The sequence below is a fragment of the Acidocella sp. genome (genome assembly GCF_036489515.1).
Taxonomy (GTDB): Bacteria; Pseudomonadota; Alphaproteobacteria; order Acetobacterales; family Acetobacteraceae; genus Acidocella.
Genome location: NZ_DASXFO010000035.1, coordinates 61,163 through 76,831 on the forward strand (window position 1 = coordinate 61,163; position 15,669 = coordinate 76,831).

14 protein-coding genes and 1 pseudogene are annotated in these 15,669 nt (G+C 61.9%); 9 read left to right on the forward strand and 6 right to left on the reverse strand.

The window, feature by feature from the left end:
* Positions 1-167 precede the first annotated feature (167 nt).
* The 5 genes from VGG47_RS05075 (at position 168) to VGG47_RS05095 (ending at position 6,262) form a co-directional block, all read left to right on the forward strand.
* Entirely contained in the window at positions 168-1,169 is a 1,002-nt protein-coding gene (locus VGG47_RS05075) for a magnesium transporter CorA family protein (protein ID WP_331536079.1), read from the forward strand.
* Positions 1,170-1,342: 173 nt separating this feature from the next.
* The gene (locus tag VGG47_RS05080; protein WP_331536081.1) at positions 1,343-2,866 is read left to right on the forward strand and encodes a UxaA family hydrolase; all 1,524 of its coding nucleotides are present in this window, start codon (positions 1,343-1,345) and stop codon (positions 2,864-2,866) included.
* Positions 2,867-2,987: 121 nt separating this feature from the next.
* Entirely contained in the window at positions 2,988-4,214 is a 1,227-nt protein-coding gene (locus VGG47_RS05085) for an MFS transporter (protein WP_331536083.1), read from the forward strand.
* A gap of 32 nt (positions 4,215-4,246) precedes the next feature.
* Positions 4,247-5,266 (forward strand): cyclase family protein, encoded by a 1,020-nt coding sequence (locus tag VGG47_RS05090; protein WP_331536085.1) that lies wholly within the window; start codon positions 4,247-4,249, stop codon positions 5,264-5,266.
* 87 nt (positions 5,267-5,353) lie between these two features.
* A complete protein-coding gene (locus tag VGG47_RS05095; RefSeq protein ID WP_331536088.1) occupies positions 5,354-6,262 on the forward strand; it encodes a sugar kinase in 909 nt (302 codons plus the stop codon).
* Positions 6,263-6,294: 32 nt separating this feature from the next.
* Here the strand turns inward: VGG47_RS05095 and VGG47_RS05100 are convergent, their stop codons facing one another.
* The gene (locus VGG47_RS05100; RefSeq protein ID WP_331536091.1) at positions 6,295-6,660 is read right to left on the reverse strand and encodes a hypothetical protein; all 366 of its coding nucleotides are present in this window, start codon (positions 6,658-6,660) and stop codon (positions 6,295-6,297) included.
* Positions 6,661-6,703: 43 nt separating this feature from the next.
* On the opposite strand from VGG47_RS05100, the pseudogene VGG47_RS05105 reads away from it, so the two are divergent.
* Positions 6,704-7,051: pseudogene (locus tag VGG47_RS05105) on the forward strand (ATP-binding protein); the annotation flags it as partial.
* Between the two features lie 71 nt (positions 7,052-7,122).
* Here the strand turns inward: VGG47_RS05105 and VGG47_RS05110 are convergent.
* Both VGG47_RS05110 and VGG47_RS05115 read right to left on the reverse strand, forming a co-directional pair.
* Positions 7,123-7,407, reverse strand: coding sequence for an MFS transporter (locus tag VGG47_RS05110; protein ID WP_331536095.1), 285 nt, complete (start codon positions 7,405-7,407; stop codon positions 7,123-7,125).
* Between the two features lie 99 nt (positions 7,408-7,506).
* The gene (locus VGG47_RS05115; RefSeq protein ID WP_331536097.1) at positions 7,507-8,337 is read right to left on the reverse strand and encodes a phytanoyl-CoA dioxygenase family protein; all 831 of its coding nucleotides are present in this window, start codon (positions 8,335-8,337) and stop codon (positions 7,507-7,509) included.
* Between the two features lie 192 nt (positions 8,338-8,529).
* Here VGG47_RS05115 and VGG47_RS05120 point away from each other — a divergent pair, with 192 nt between their 5' ends.
* On the forward strand, positions 8,530-9,327 hold the full coding sequence (locus tag VGG47_RS05120; protein ID WP_331536099.1) for an IclR family transcriptional regulator: 798 nt from the start codon (positions 8,530-8,532) through the stop codon (positions 9,325-9,327).
* A 254-nt stretch (positions 9,328-9,581) separates the two neighbouring features.
* Positions 9,582-10,322 carry a sugar phosphate isomerase/epimerase family protein gene (locus VGG47_RS05125; protein ID WP_331536101.1) on the forward strand — a complete coding sequence of 247 codons (741 nt, stop codon included), beginning with the start codon at positions 9,582-9,584 and terminating at the stop codon, positions 10,320-10,322.
* Between the two features lie 50 nt (positions 10,323-10,372).
* On the opposite strand, the gene VGG47_RS05130 is transcribed toward VGG47_RS05125, so the two are convergent.
* A complete protein-coding gene (locus tag VGG47_RS05130; RefSeq protein WP_331536103.1) occupies positions 10,373-11,689 on the reverse strand; it encodes an MFS transporter in 1,317 nt (438 codons plus the stop codon).
* 189 nt (positions 11,690-11,878) lie between these two features.
* A complete protein-coding gene (locus tag VGG47_RS05135) occupies positions 11,879-12,760 on the reverse strand; it encodes a phytanoyl-CoA dioxygenase family protein (RefSeq protein ID WP_331536105.1) in 882 nt (293 codons plus the stop codon).
* A 190-nt stretch (positions 12,761-12,950) separates the two neighbouring features.
* On the opposite strand from VGG47_RS05135, the gene VGG47_RS05140 reads away from it, so the two are divergent.
* A complete protein-coding gene (locus tag VGG47_RS05140; protein ID WP_331536107.1) occupies positions 12,951-13,985 on the forward strand; it encodes a LacI family DNA-binding transcriptional regulator in 1,035 nt (344 codons plus the stop codon).
* 103 nt (positions 13,986-14,088) lie between these two features.
* On the opposite strand, the gene VGG47_RS05145 is transcribed toward VGG47_RS05140, so the two are convergent.
* A complete protein-coding gene (locus VGG47_RS05145) occupies positions 14,089-15,642 on the reverse strand; it encodes a UxaA family hydrolase (protein ID WP_331536109.1) in 1,554 nt (517 codons plus the stop codon).
* Positions 15,643-15,669: the final 27 nt, after the last annotated feature.

Below are 15,669 nucleotides of genomic sequence, written 5' to 3' on the forward strand. Positions count from 1 at the left end.
CGCTACGATTTTCCCGCTCAGCAAGCTCCTTCCGACCAGGCAAACCCCACGCTCGAACAACGAGCCGGCGTGGGGCGATGGCGTGTCCAAGCCGGGCGCCCCTCTTTGCGTGGCCACAACCAGCAGATAGACTTTACGCGAGCGTATATGGAATCGACGGAGGTACCGTGCTTCACGCCTATGCCTGCCACGGCGGCAAACTGACGCAGGTCGTCGAGCCGGAATCCGACGATCACCTGCGCGATGCGGTCTGGTTCGACATCGAGTCGCCGACTCCGGAGGAGATCGCCGATCTCACGCGCCTCACCGGACTTTCCATCCCTGCCGAGGCCGATCTGGCGGAGATCGAGAGTTCGAGCCGGCTTTCCTCTGAAGCCGCGCCGACCGGTGCCGTGCTGACCCTCTCCATGCCGCTGGTCTACCGGCCAGCCGAGGGGGGCCATAGCGCCCCGCTCGGTATCGTGCTCGCCCCCGAACGTTTGATCACAGTCCGCTTCGCCCCCAGCCTGGTATTCCAGAATTTCGCCAGCCAGCCGCATGAGCCCGCCGAGCCGCGGAGCGCGGACATACTGGTGGGGCTTTTCGAGGCGCTGGTCGACCGCCAGGCGGATGCGCTCGAGCAGATGCGCAGTGAGATCGACCGAATGTCCCACCATATCTTCCACCTGAAGCTCGATGCGGCCGGCAAGCTCGAAGGCGCGCGGCGGCGCCAGCAGGAGAACGATCTGCGCGCGATGGTCACGACACTGGGACGGCTCTACGATTCGATCTCACTGATACGGGATTCGCAGCTCGGGATCGCCCGCATCGTCCCCTATATCGGGACCTCCGCGGCGTGGGTGCCAAAGAGCATGGCCGCGCGGCTGAAGACCGTTGGGCAGGATGTCAGCTCGCTGAACGAATTCATCACGCACCTGACCGACAAGGTGCAGTTCATGCTCGACGCCGTGCTGGGGCTGATCAATATCTCTCAGAACGATCTGATGAAGGTGCTGACCATCGTCTCGGTGATCGGCATCCCACCGACGCTGGTGGCCGGGATCTACGGCATGAACTTCGTCAACATCCCAGAACTGCATTGGAGCTTCGGCTATTGGTACGGGCTCGCCGTGATCGCCGTGACCGGGGTCGCGCCGCTCTTCTGGTTCCGACGGAAGGGCTGGCTGTAGCACCGGCATCGGTAGCTTCTTTCCTGGGCCCCAAAAGCCGGCTTCTCCGCGCTCCGGTGCGTTCGATGCAGGTCGTTGTGCGGCGCGAATTGCATGCTAACATGTTTGCAACGGAGGGCGTTCAGGGGACTCCTTAAGGAAGGCATTTTATGACTCTTCTAGTGAATAAAACGATGGGACCGAAAGAAGCCCGTACACTTCGCCTACACGTGAACGACAACGTGCTGGTCGCGCTCGATCGACTGAACCCGGGGATTTCCATCGAGGGCGTCATCGTCGGGGCGTCCATCCCACGCGGGCACAAGGTGGCGGTGGCCCCCATCGCGGAGGGCGAGCCGATCCGGAAATTCGGCCAGATCATCGGCTTCGCCACATGCCCGATCGCGCCGGGCGCATGGGTGCACGAGCACAACGTCGCCATGCACGATTTCACGCGCGATTATCGTTTCGCTGAAGAGGCACGGCCACAGGAGCTTCTGCCGGATGCCGCGCGGGCAACCTTCCAGGGTTTTCGCCGGGCCGACGGGCGCGCGGGCGCGCGGAACTATATTGGCATCCTGACCTCGGTGAATTGCGCGGCGACCGCCGCGCGGCACATCGCGCGTGCCGTGGAGAAGGCCGGTCTGCTCGAGCAATTTCCGGGCGTGGACGGCATCATCCCCCTGGTCCACGGCACAGGCTGCGGCATGTCGAGCAAGGGCGAGAGTTTCGAGACCCTCAAGCGCACCCAATGGGGTTATGCGGCGAACCCGAATATGGCGGCGGTGCTGATCGTCGGGCTCGGTTGCGAGGTGTTCCAGATCGCGCGCATGAAGGAGGAATACGGGCTCACGGAGAGCGACGTGTTCCGCTCCTTGACGATCCAGGAAGAGGGAGGCACCCGCAAGGCCATCGAGGCCGGGCTCGCCGCCATGCGGGACATGCTGCCGAAAGCCGCAAATAGTGAACGCGAGACGATCCCCGCCTCCGAGCTGACCCTGGCACTCCAATGCGGCGGGTCAGATGGGCATTCCGGTATCACCGCCAATCCGGCGCTCGGCGTCGCTGCCGATATCCTCGTCAGCCATGGCGGCACGGCGATCCTCTCGGAAACCCCGGAGATCTATGGCGCGGAGCATCTCCTCACCCGCCGCGCCGAAACCAGGGAGTTGGGCGAGAAGCTCGTCTCCATGATCCGCTGGTGGGAGGATTACACGTCTCGCAACGATGGCGAGATGAACAACAACCCCTCCCCTGGCAACAAGGCGGGCGGGCTGACCACAATCCTGGAGAAATCCTTGGGCGCGGTGGCCAAGGGCGGCACCTCCACGCTCCGTGGCGTCTACCGTTATGCGGAAAAAATCGACCGTAAGGGCTTCGTCTTCATGGACACGCCCGGCTTCGATCCGGTCTCCGCGACCGGCCAGGTGGCTGGTGGTGCGAACGTGCTCTGCTTCACCACCGGCCGCGGTTCCGCCTATGGCTGCAAGCCCACCCCCTCGATCAAGCTCGCCACAACCAGCGACATGTTCCGCCACATGGTGGAGGACATGGACATCAATTGCGGCGACGTGCTGGACGGCGTGTCTCTCGAGAAAAAGGGCGAGGAGATCTTTGCCAAGATCCTGAATGTCGCCTCCGGCGAGCGCACAAAATCCGAGGAACTCGGATATGGGGACGCCGAATTCGTCCCCTGGCAGATCGGCGCGACGATGTGAGGAAAGGTCATTGCCGAGCGTAGAACGGATGTCCCGCGTCGACACGTTCAAAAAATAAAAGCTGGCGACATAAGCCGGCATAAAAAGAAATAGGGAGCGTAAGATGTCAAAAAGATGGTACGTGATCGCACTGCTCTTCATCGTGGGCGCGATCAACTATATCGATCGCGCGGCAATGTCGATCGTTGCGCCGATCGCTTCAAAAGCCCTGGCGTTGAGTCCATCACAGCTCGGCATTATCTTCAGTGCGTTCTTTGTTGGATACTCGGTGTTCTGCTTCGTCGGGGGATATGTCTCCGACCATATTGGACCAAAACGCGTTTTTACCATCGCCGTGACCGTATGGTCGGTCTTCTGCGCACTGACAGGGGCGGCAGGTGGCTTTGCCTCGCTCCTGATCATCCGCGTGTTATTCGGCTTCGGCGAGGGGCCATTCGCGTCGACCGGCAGCAAGATGGTCAATAACTGGTTCGGCGTCACCGAGCGGGGACGCGCGGTCGGTCTCGTCAATGCGGGTAATCCGATCGGCGGTGCGATTGCCGGGCCGCTCGTTGGGCTGCTGGCACTAACGATCAGCTGGCGCTGGACTTTCGTCATTGTCGGCTTTCTGGGGATCGCGTGGGTGGGCGTCTGGGCCTTCACGGTGCCCGATAAGAGAACGCCAGACATCATCCCGAAAAATACAACGGTCGAGAGTGTGCTGGGAAGGGAAGCCGCCCCGGACTCTATATGGACCTATATCCGCCAGCCGATCATCCTGCTGACCGCCTTTGCCTTTTTTGGATGGAATTACATTCTCTATTTCTTCCTTTCCTGGTTTCCGTCCTACCTTACGATGGCGCACGGACTCAGTATCCACAGCATGAGCATCGTGACCGTTATTCCGTGGCTGGCGGGATTTATCGGTCTGGCATCCGGTGGGTTCTTCATCGATTGGATGGTGATCCGCACCGGCAATGCGCTCAAGGCGCGAAAAATCGTTCTCGTATCGGGCCTGCTCATTTCTGCCGTGTGCGTTGGGATCGGCGGTGTGGTCACAGGGGCTGTCAGTGCGGTCGTTCTGATGACAGTGGCCATCTTTTGTCTCTACCTGACGGCGCCGGCTTACTGGACGATCATCCAGGACGTGGTGCCGTCACCACGCGTTGGCGGCGTCACCGGTTTTGTCCATTTCCTCGCGAACACCTCGGGCATCTTCGGCCCAGCAATCGCAGGGTACATTGTTCAGTATGGCGGTGGCTTCACATCGGCATTTCTGCTCGCCGGAGGCATTGGCATTGCCGGGGCGATGGGGGTTGGCTTGTTCGGCCGTACCGCGCGGGTCCCGTCACCACAAGCCGCAGTTTGAATCGTATCCAGAAGCATGTGTGAGGCAAAGCGATGTCAGAGATAAGATGGAAGCAACGGCCGGATGGATCGAATTGGGGCGATTTCGGCCCGGATGATCAGCGGGGACGCCTCAACCTCCTGACACCGGAGCGGGTGGTACGGGCGGTTGCCGAAGTGAAGACCGGGCATACCTTCTGCCTCAGCCTGCCGCTGGAATTGCCGGGCGGAAACCTTCTGAACGCGAACCGGCATCCGCCGGTGCGGCAGGTGACCCGGCGCAAGCAAGGCCATCCGAACGTCAACTACCCGTTCTCTCTTGAGCATCCTAGCTTTGTGGACATGGTGTGCGACGATGCGGTCACGCTCTATACGCAATATTCCACACAATGGGATGCGCTCGCTCATATAGGCCAGAGCTTCGATGCGAATGGCGACGGTATTCCAGAACCAGTCTACTACAATGGCTATCGCGGCGGTGTTGACATACTTGGTCCCGATGAGGGCGGACCGACGGCGAAGGCGCTGGGTATCGAGGCCATGGCGGAAACATGCGTGCAAGGACGCGGCGTTCTTGTTGATCTGCACGCGCGCTATAAAGCCCAACGCAAGCTGGTTGGTTACGACGATTTGATGGAGATCCTAAATCAGGACGGCATCACCATAGAGGAAGGCGACATGCTCTGCCTTCATACGGGATTCGCCGAGGCAGTGCTTGCCATGCGAGACAATCCTGACCCGGAAATCCTCCACAAGGGCTACGCGGTGCTCGATGGGCGCGACGAGCGGTTGCTGCAATGGATCGACAAGAGCGGCATCGCGGTTCTGATCGCGGACAATTACGCGGTGGAACAAATCCAGGGGCCGATTGAGGGATGCGCACATTGTGCGACGATGCCGCTGCACCAGGCATGCCTGTTCCGCCTCGGTATCCATCTCGGCGAGTTGTGGTACCTGACGCCGCTCGCCCGCTGGTTGAAGGCGCATGGGCGCCACCGGTTTTTGCTGACGGCGCCGCCCCTGCGATTAACGGGTTCCTTCGGGTCTCCGGTGACGCCCGTAGCGACCGTGTGAAATTGAATTGTCCCAACGCTTCCGGGGCAGTAATTCCATACACACGAGTGCCGCAAGCGGCGAACTGTCTATGAACGGAGATGACTGATGATGCGCCTGGCCTGCATCGGAGAATGCATGGTGGAACTGCGTGAGGAGACCGAAGGCCGCTTTGTGAGAGGCTTCGGCGGTGACACGCTCAATACCGCGATTTACCTGGCCCGTCTCGGCATGCAAGTCGATTACGTGACGGCGCTCGGCGACGATCCTTGGAGCCAGGAAATGGCAGCTTCCTGGCAGGCCGAGGGGGTCGGCACCGATCTCGTGATCCATTGCGCCGGGGCGATGCCCGGGCTTTACGTGATCCAGACGGATCCGCGCGGCGAGCGCCGCTTTCTCTATTGGCGGGACAGCGCCGCGGCCCGCCGGCTTTTCGCCCTGCCCGAGACCGACGCGCTGGTCCGCAAGCTCACGGAGCGCCGCCTGATTTATTACTCGGGTGTCAGCCTCTCGCTTTATGGCAACTCCGGCCGGGCACGGCTTTTCGAAACACTGGAGGCGGCGCGTGCACAGGGCGCGACCATTGCCTTCGACACGAATTTCCGCCGGCGTGGCTGGCCGGACCGCGAAGAAGCACAAGCGGCCTATGAAGCGGCACTCGGTTCCGCCGATCTCGTCTTCGCCTCGGTCGAAGATCTGGAGATGCTCTACGACACCGCGTGGCCGGGCGCGCTCGCGGCGACCACGGCCGAGGCGGAGCTTGTCCTGAAGCTCCCGGATCTATCCTGCCGTGTCCGCTTGCCTGATGGCAAAGAGGTGCAGGTGGGCACGAGGCCCGTGGCGCGCGTCGTCGATACCACGGCGGCGGGGGACAGTTTCGCCGCCGGCTATATCGCGGCGCGTGTCCGGGGGGCGGCACCGCATGAGGCTGCCGCGGCCGGGCATCGCCTGGCTGGCACGGTCGTTGGCTATCCCGGCGCGATCATTCCGCGCCAAGCCATGCCGAAAGCCGCGTAACCAAGCGCCCTGCCCTGCCTCGTCTCCGGTGCTCATTCGCCGGCTAACGGGCGCTCACGGACAACCGGGACCGCAGCTTCGGCCGTTTCGGCGCGCGGCTGGCGGACGAAGATGGCGACGCCGAGCGCGCCGAGCACGGCGATCCCTCCGGTCAGCACGAAGGCGCTGGTGAAGGTTCCCGATGCCTGGACGAGGAAGCCTGTCGCCATCGGGGCGACGATGCCGGCGAGGTTCGCGATCAGGTGCACGAACCCGCTCACAGCGCCGATGCGGCCGTCCTCCACCGTGTCGAGGACAATCGCCCAGTACGTGCTGGCGGTGAGATACATGAAGAACACGGAGGTGGCCATGAGGGTGACGACCATCGCGATGCTGGCCGCGATTCCGGTCAATGCCACGCAGACAGCGGCGATCGCGAGGCTTGTTACGAGGCTCGAAGCTGCTATCTCAAAACTCGATCGCTATCACCTCGTGATCCTCGACGATATTTCATATGTCACAAAGGATCAGGCCGAAACTTCCGTCCTCTTCGAGCTGATCAGCCGCCGCTACGAACATCGTTCAATCCTAATCACCGCAAATCAGGCTTTTGGTGAATGGAATAAAATTTTTCCTGACCAGGCTATGACCCTCGCAGCCGTGGATCGCCTCGTTCACCACGCCACCATCATGGAAATGAATGTCGAAAGCTACCGCCGGCGCGCCGCGCTCGATAACAAACGAACCAGAGGGCGGCCAGCAGCACATCAGACAATCAATACAGTTATAGAAACTGAACAGGTTGATTGACGCGCCGCGACAATCAACGCGAATTATCCCTTGCATTCAATCGCCGACCAGATATCCTTCCGCCATCGCGGTCAGATTTTCTCATCCTGATTGACGGTTTTTCTCATCCAGATTGTCGCGCTACACGTGAATACGTTCTTCGGGCCAATCTTATCGGAGGCAAATCCGCCAACGAAGCAGAACAGCGCATAGCCGAAGAAGAAGCTGCTGAACACGATGCCTAGCTGCGCCGGATCGAGATGCAGATCCTTCGAGATCAGCGGAGCCGCGACGGACAGTGCAGCACGATCGAGATAGCTGATGCCGCCCCCCACGAACAAGGTGAGCACAATGAACCAGCGCAAGCGTGCGAACATGACGTTCCTCCAACATGCGCCGGCTCTTTGTCCGGTCGCGTTCCCGATCTGCCGGTTGTTAAGCGGCGAAGCTCTTGCCTCGCCGCTTAGGTGGCACGGTTAGGCCGCCGCGGGGCGTCCGCCGGTGTCGCGCATCAGGATCTGCTGGTGGTCGCCGGTTATCTGCGCGTGGAAGGCGAGCGCTGCGGGCGAGAGGTCCGCATCCGGCGCCTGCTCGGGAATGAAATTGTGGAACGCATCGACGCCGCGGACGAGCGTCGCGCTGTCATGCGTGCCGACGACCTGGCGGACATGGGTCGGCAGGTAGCGGATGGCAAAGCCGATGCGCCGCTTGGCCGACGGGTTAGGGTCGGAACCGTGGATCAGCCGCACATGATGGAGCGACATTTCGCCCGGGTGCAGCACGAGCATCCTGGCTTGCGCCTCATCGACATCGACTGCGATCTCCTGGCCGCGCGAGAGCAGATTGCTTTCGGCGAAGGTATCGCGATGGGGGACCTGATCGCCGAGATGCGTATCGGGAACAACGCGCATCGCGCCGTTCTCCGCCGAGCTTTCCGAAAGCGCAACCCAGGCGGTGACGATGTCCGCCGGATCGAGCCCCCAATAGGTCGAATCCTGATGCCAGGAGACGTATCCGGGATCGTTTGCTTCCTTGATGAAGAAACTCGAGCCCCAGCATAGAATATTTGGTCCGATGACGTCTTCGACGGCATCGAGGATCGCGTCGTTGCGGATCAGGCTGTCGAGCCAGGTGAAGAGTAGATGGCTCTTGTGCCGCAGCGGGCCCTTGAGCCTTCCGTGCTGGGTCTCGTGTGTTTCGAGATGGCCCCGCGCGGCCGCCGCCTCGTCCGTGCTCAGGACGCGGATCGGTGCGTAGTAACCATGTTCGCGATAAAATTCGACCGCGTCAGCTGTTAGTTTTTTCATGTGGCGTTCCTCCGTCCCGGGGGCGCTTCGTGCGTCCCACTTTCTTTGGTGGGTATTTAGTTTTATATGTAAAAGCGCATGCCAAAAAATGTCAACATAAATCACCCACCCGGCGCGGTTTCAGACGTCAGTCCCCCGATGGCGCCTCAACGCGGGGACGCCAAGCCGGGTCCCAGACAGCAGGCGGCAGCGATGTCGCCTGTCCGCGCGGAGGTCAGCGGCCGCGATGGCGGCGCGCCGGCGCTGGAGAAGGGGCTCGACCTGCTTGAGGCATTGGCGGCAGAGCCGGGAGGCATCACGCAGAAGGATCTCGCCGCTCTTGTCGGCAAGTCGGTCAACGAGATCTTCCGCATGCTCGGCGTGCTGGAGCGCCGAGGCTATATCGCGCGCGATGCCAAAACCGGCGCCTACAGCCTCACCCTGCGCCTGTTTCAACTCGCACTGCATCACCCGCCGACGCGGCGGCTGCAGCATGTCGCATTGCCCATCATGGAAATGCTTGCGGCAGAAACCGGGCTCTCCTGCCATCTCAGCATGCCGACGCAGGACGGACAATTCCTCATCGTCGCCGAAGCGGAGCCGCCGCTGCCTATGGGCTGGGTGGTGAAGCTCGGCGCGGTATTTCCCTTCACCATGCAATACGCTTCCGCCCGCGTGCTCGCTGCGTTCCAAAACGGCCCAAGGCGACAGGAGATGGCGCTCCACCTCGCCGCCAACAGCAAACAACCGAAGACGAAGGTCCTCTCGCGCCTCGATACGATCGCTGCATCCGGTCATGACATGGCGGCGAGCGAGCTCGCGATTGGCCTCACCGATCTCAGCTGCCCGGTTCTGGACGAGCACGGCCATGCGGTCGCGGCCTTGACACTGCCCTTCCTGCCGCGGCTCAGGGCCAAGGCAAAAGCGATCGACATGCTGCCGGCGCTGCGTGCGGCGGCGGCGGAGATGTCGGCACGGATCGGCGGCGCTTCAGGCCAGCATTTTAGGTAGAAGAAAGCAGCCGCTTTTTAAAAAAAACGGCGCAAAAACTTTTGTTATGCTGGGTCATGGGCGGTGTCGGCGACAACGCCCATGACCCAGCATAACAAAAATTTTTTTGCTTCTTTTTGTTCACAAAAAGAAGATAGACTAACAACAAGACGGAGGAACGTGCCATGCAGACGCTCGCGGTCTATCAGTCACTTTGGGCCATGGAACGACGACGCCCCGACAAGCTCGAATGGTCGCTCGACGAGCAACTCCGCATGATACGTGATGCCGGCTTCGATGGCGCGGGCGTTCGCTTCGTCGATCCGGTTTTTGCGCGGACCGTCACGCGTTTCCTGAAGGATCATGGCCTCACCTGGCAGGCCCAATGCTATCCGCGCACGGTCGACGATCTTGCGCGCGTTCTCGATCTCGTGGCCGAACTCGGCGCCGACCACGTCAACCTGCAGCCGGACGTGCGGCCGTATCGGCTGGAAGATTGCATTCCTTATATCGAAGGCTGGCGCCGCCTGGCGGAATCGGCAGGCGTGCCGGTCTATATCGAGACGCACCGCGACCGCATGACCACCGATCTCATCTTCACGCTGCATCTCCTCGACTGCTTTCCGGATCTGCGCCTCACCGCCGATCTGTCGCATTATCTGATCGGGCGCGAGTTTGCCTGGCCCATTGCGGAGGAGAACCATGGGCTCATGCATCGCATTCTCGATCGTGCGTGGGCGTTCCACGGTCGTGTGGCCAGCCGTGAACAGGTGCAGATCCCGCTTGGCTTTCCTCACCACCAAGATTGGGTGGAGCTCTTCATGGACTGGTGGGCGTATGGATTCCGCTCCTGGCGCAGCCGCGCGGCCAAGGATGCGCGTCTGACATTCCTCTGCGAGCTCGGCCCGCCGCCCTACGCCATTACCGGCGCGGACGGCTACGAGCTTTCGGACCGCTGGGAGGAATCACGACAACTGATGACGCGCATCCGCGCCCTCTGGGCTGAGACCGCCTGAACGGACCGCAGGAGCTTGCACCGGAAGGTGTGGGCTCCTGCGCAACGCGATCATCTCGATTTGTCGACCCGTGCCTCCGCATAGACGCGCGGCATCTCCTCCAGAGAATGGCTCCGGGGACGGACGAGCAGTGTCAGAAGACCACCAACGACACCGAAAACGGCAAGCATGGTGAAAGCCGTGGTGAACGAGCCCGTTTCCTCGCGCACCCAGCCGACCAAGGTCGGCCCGATGAAGCCGCCGAAAAGATTGCCAACGCCGCCGACGAAGGCGATCGCCGGAATCGCCATGTCCCGCGGCAGGATCTCCGTGAGGAACGTGAAGATCAGCGGCAGATACATATAGAGGAACAGCCCCATGAAGGTGAACACGCCGATTTCGAGCGCAATGGAGGCACTGCCAAAATAAGCTCCGACCCAGAGCAACGTGCCGATTGCAATCATCGGCAAGCCCGCATGGTATCGCCGCTCGCGGTTTCGGTCCGAGCTTTGGGTAATCGCAATCACCCCGATCGTGCTTGCGATATAGGGAAGCGCAGACAACAACCCGATACTGCCGATATCGAGCTTGCTCGCGGCCTTGATCGCGCTAGGGAACCAGAGACCAAAGCCATAGCTGACCATGTTGACGAACGAAAACGCACCGAGCAGAAGCCAGACACTCGGTTCGCGGAGCATATCGCGCCACGTCCCGCGATGATGGCTGCGCAGCTCCGCTTGTTCCGCCTCCAGAGCCCGCGAAAGCGCCGTTCTCTCCGCGGCGTCAAGCCAGGGCGCGTCTTGCAGTCTGCGTGGTACCGTCCGCGCCCAGACGAAGGCCCAGATCCAAGCCGGCAGTCCTTCAAGCACGAACATGAGATGCCAGCTCGCATAGCTCAGTATCAGCCCCGAAACCGGGCCCGCGATCAGCGCACCAACGGGGATGCAGAGATTCCACAACCCGAAAGCGCGCGCGCGTTCGGGGGCGATGAACCACTGTGCCAGCAGCATGGATACCGAAGTCCATACCGGTCCTTCAGCTGCACCGAGCAAGAACCGCATCACCAACAATTCGTGGTAGTTCTGGACCAGGCCGGTGCCCATTGCGAAGGCACCCCATGCGATCAGGGCGCCGAGAATCACCTGGCGCCCACCAAAACGCGGCGCAAGCCAGCCCGCCGCAAGAAAAGTGATCAGATAGCCCCAGAAAAAAATACCGCCGGCGAGCCCCGCCTGTGTCGGCGAGAGATGGAGATCGCGCGATATGCTCGGAAGCGCGAGCCCGATATTGATGCGATCGAAAAAAGCGATGGTGTAGACAAGGAATACCACGGGAATAAGGCGCACCCAGCGTACACGGCTATCGAGCGCCGAGAGTTTTTCGGACATTGCGCGTTTCCTCCGCATTGTTTTTCTTGTTTCGGGAACGTCATCATGCGCTAAGACTACTTTTTGTGAACAAAAAGTAGCAAAAAAACTTTATTAATCTGGGTCATGGGCGTTATCGCCGACAACGCCCATAGCCCAGCATAAACACAAGTTTTTGCGCCGCTTTTTTCAAAAAGCGGCTGCTTTCTTCTAAGCTGCGGTCTTCTTCCTGAAATAGCTGTTCTCGATGGCGCCGAGCTGCGTCTCGTAGATCGAACCTTCCCGGCTCGGCGGCGGCAAGGGCATGCGCGCCGGCACCGGCGCGAGGCGCGGCTCAATTGTGGGCCCGGAACCGGTGATCAGCCGGGAATCGAACTCCGCCAGGTCAGACACGCCCTTGAGCGGCCACGCATCCTTTGCCGCCACCTCGTAGAGCAGCAGGTTGCGCGGACGGTCGGAGACGTTTTGCGCGGAGCCGTGCAGCGTGCGCACATGATGGAACGACATTGAACCAGCGCGGCCCACGATCGGTACCGCGCGCGCGATCTCGGCTTCGATCTCCGCAGGCGCGATCGCCCCGCAGAACCGTCCGTCACTGCCGTGGTGGCTCCAAACCGGCCCCTTATGCGTGCCGGGCACGCAGAGAAGCGGTCCGTTCTCGACCGTCGTGTCGTCGAGCATGACGCCGATCGCGAGGATGTCGTCATTCGTATGGGGGTAGAAAGCCCAGTCCTGATGCCACTCGACAGGTGAGCCATAGCGCGCGGATTTCATGTTCAGCTTGGAGCCGTACAGCCGCACATCCGGCCCGATCAGCGCCTGCAGGATGGAGACAACCTGCGGCAGGCGCACGAGCTGGTCGAACAATTTGTGCACCTTATGCGGCGTCTTGATGCGCCTGACTTTCGGTTCGGCTCGGGTATGGCCCGGCTCGAGGTCGTAGACCTCGTTATGCGCATCGACATCCGCCGCCCCTGCGACGATTTCGGCGATCACGCCACGCATTTCGGCCAAAGTCGGCGCATCGAGCACATCCGGCACGACAACGAAGCCGTCGGCCCGATATGTCTGCACCATATCATCGGTGATCATGTTTTATTTCCTCCCATTATTCTTCAGGTTCGATCCCGCGAAGGCGGTGAAATAATGATTTCGGCTGCCAGACATTCCATCGCAGGCCGTGGAAGCGCGCCCCAACCAAATGGTAGCGCTAACATGGCAATGATAGCGCTACCATTTGGTCAAAGTCTACAATTTTTTGGCTATGTGCTATGCCGAATGGGTGTCCTCTTATACCCCCTGCCCCCCGTCCCAGACCCGCCTGTTGGATGTCGCCGAACGCGCCGGCGTGTCCGTGATCACGGTCAGCCGGGCGCTCCGCACCCCTGCCAAGGTGGCGCCGGAGACGCGCGCGCGCATCGAGGCCGCGGTCGCGAGCCTTGGCTATGTGCCGAACCTCGTCGCCGGCGCACTGGCGTCCGCCCGCACCCGCACGGTTGGCATCCTCGTCCCTACGGTCTCGAGTTCGATCTTTGCCACGACGATCAACGGCCTGACCGACGCGTTGGAATCCGAGGGATACTCCATCGTCCTCGCGCAATCCGGCTATGAAGCCGCGCGTGAGGTTGCAGCACTCGCGGCCCTTCTCGGCCGCCGGCCTGAGGGCATTGTCATGGTCGGCTCGCCGATGACGGATGCCGCCCGCATCATGCTGGAAGCGGCGCAGGATCGTGGGACGATGGTCGTGGAAACCTGGGATCTCCCCGAGCGGCCAATCGGCAGCGTCGTCGGGTTCGACAACCGCGCCGTGGGCAACGCCGTCGCGGCCCGCTTCGCCGCTGCAGGTCACCAGCGCCTCGCCTTTGTCGGCGGCGATGATGACCGGGCCTCAGCCCGCTTTCACGGTTTTGCGGAAACCGCCGCTCGCCTTGGCCAGGCACCCCCGCTACGGATCCAGTTGCCCGCACCCAGTGCAATGGCCGACGCCGTCGCAGCGTATAACGCGGCCCATGGCCCCGAAAGCCTGTCGCGTGCGGATGCGATCTTCGCCGCAACCGATGTTCACGCCTTCGGCCTCCTGAGCGCCGCGCTGCGCCACGGCCGCCGCGTGCCGGAAGACACGGCCCTGGTCGGGCTCGGCGACTTGGAGATGGCCCGCTTCAGCATCCCGTCACTAACGACGGTGCGCATCGACGGCGCCAGGATGGGCCAGGCCGCCGCTTCCCTCATCCTCGAGGGGGTGCGGCGGCCTTCGCACGATTATGCCCCCAAACGGATCGATCTCGGTTTCGAGCTCATCGTGCGGGAGAGCGGGTAGGAAGAAAGCAGCCGCTTTTTGAAAAAAGCGGCGCAAAAACTTTTGTTATGCTGGGTCATGGGCGGTGTCGGTGACAACGCCTATGGCCCAGCATTAAGTTTGCTCAGCTCATCACGCCGATCTGCCAGGGCACGAACTCGTAGCGGCCGACGCCGAGCTGTTCGCTCTTCGATTTCTCCCCCGATGCGGTCCGCAGCAACAGTTCAAAAATCCGCTGGCCCATCTCCTGCAGGCTCGCCGTGCCGTCGAGGATCTCGCCGCAATTCAGGTCCATATCCTCCTCCAGCCGGCGGAACATCGGCGAATTGGTCGCGAGCTTTACCGACGGTGTGGGCTTGCAGCCGAACATCGAGCCGCGGCCGGTGGTGAAGGCGATGAGATTCGCCCCGCCGGCCACCTGGCCCGTGGCGGAAACCGGGTCGAAGCCGGGCGTGTCCATGAACACCAGCCCCTTCGCCTTCACCGGTTCGGCGTATTTGTACACTTCCATCAGCGGTCCGGTGCCGCCCTTCATCGACGAGCCGAGCGATTTTTCGAAAATATTGGCCAGGCCCCCCATCTGGTTGCCGGGGCTGACCACACCGTTGATCTGCGTGTCGCGGCCTTTGTTGTAGTCGTCCTTCCACCAGCGGATGCGCTCGATCAGCTTCTCGCCCACCTCACGGCTCACCGCGCGGCGGGTCAGCGTGTGCTCCACGCCATAGATTTCCGGCGTTTCGGACAGGATGGCCGTGCCGCCATGGCGCACCAGCAGATCCATCGCCGCCCCCAGCGCCGGGTTGGCGGTGATGGAGGAGAACCCGTCCGAGCCGCCGCATTGCAGGCCGACGACCAGATGGCTGGCAGAGACTGTCTGCCGCTGTACCTGGTTTGCCTCGGGAAGCAGCGCCTTCACCGCCTCGATCGCCGCCTCGATGGTTTTGCGCGTGCCGCCGGTCTCCTGCATCGTGAAGGTCTTCAGATACGGCCCCACCGCCATGCCCTGCTCGGCCATCAGCCCGGCGATCTGGTGCCGTTCGCAGCCCAGCCCGATGATCAGCGCCGCGGCCAGGTTCGGATGCCGCACATAGCCCGCGGTGGTCCGGCGCAGCAGGGACATCGGCTCGCCCGTCATCTCCATGCCGCAGCCGATACCGTGGCTGAACGCCACCACGCCATCGACATTGGGATAGTCAGCCAGCCGCTCCGCCGTAAAATAATCGGCGACCGCATGCACCACGGTGGCCGAGCAATTCACCGTGGACATCACGCCGATATAGTTGCGCGTGCCGACCCGCCCATCCGGCCGCACGATGCCCTGGAAGGTCGCGCGTTCGGCCTCAGCAACCATCTCCACCGCGCGGTAATCGGCGCCGTAGGCGTAGTCGCGGTCGAAATCGGAAAACACGGTGTTGTGGCTGTGCACCAGCGCGCCGGGCGGAATGTCGTCCTGCGCAAAGCCGATCGTCACGTTGTATTTGCGGATCGGCTCGCCTTTGGCGATCAAACGCGTCGCGATCTTGTAACCGGCTTGCACGGCTTCCCGGCAGGTCACGCCCTCTTCGGGAATGTTAGTGCCTTCCGTCAGCGGGACCCGGGCGACGACGACATTGTCAGTGGGATTCAAGCGGACGACGGCACCGGTGATGCGCTTTGCGGAGAGATCGATCATAGTCATGGAAATTCCCTTTTGCGTTTTTTGACC

What these genes read in the sequence shown, in the direction of transcription:
- VGG47_RS05080 (WP_331536081.1), top strand. Translation starts at nt 1,343, where the DNA reads ATGGGACCGAAAGAAGCCCGTACACTTCGCCTACACGTGAACGACAAC.
- VGG47_RS05090 (WP_331536085.1), top strand. Translation starts at nt 4,247, where the DNA reads ATGTCAGAGATAAGATGGAAGCAACGGCCGGATGGATCGAATTGGGGC.
- VGG47_RS05095 (WP_331536088.1), top strand. Translation starts at nt 5,354, where the DNA reads ATGATGCGCCTGGCCTGCATCGGAGAATGCATGGTGGAACTGCGTGAG.
- VGG47_RS05110 (WP_331536095.1), bottom strand. Translation starts at nt 7,407, where the DNA reads ATGTTCGCACGCTTGCGCTGGTTCATTGTGCTCACCTTGTTCGTGGGG.
- VGG47_RS05115 (WP_331536097.1), bottom strand. Translation starts at nt 8,337, where the DNA reads ATGAAAAAACTAACAGCTGACGCGGTCGAATTTTATCGCGAACATGGT.
- VGG47_RS05120 (WP_331536099.1), top strand. Translation starts at nt 8,530, where the DNA reads ATGTCGCCTGTCCGCGCGGAGGTCAGCGGCCGCGATGGCGGCGCGCCG.
- VGG47_RS05125 (WP_331536101.1), top strand. Translation starts at nt 9,582, where the DNA reads ATGATACGTGATGCCGGCTTCGATGGCGCGGGCGTTCGCTTCGTCGAT.
- VGG47_RS05130 (WP_331536103.1), bottom strand. Translation starts at nt 11,689, where the DNA reads ATGTCCGAAAAACTCTCGGCGCTCGATAGCCGTGTACGCTGGGTGCGC.
- VGG47_RS05135 (WP_331536105.1), bottom strand. Translation starts at nt 12,760, where the DNA reads ATGATCACCGATGATATGGTGCAGACATATCGGGCCGACGGCTTCGTT.
- VGG47_RS05145 (WP_331536109.1), bottom strand. Translation starts at nt 15,642, where the DNA reads ATGACTATGATCGATCTCTCCGCAAAGCGCATCACCGGTGCCGTCGTC.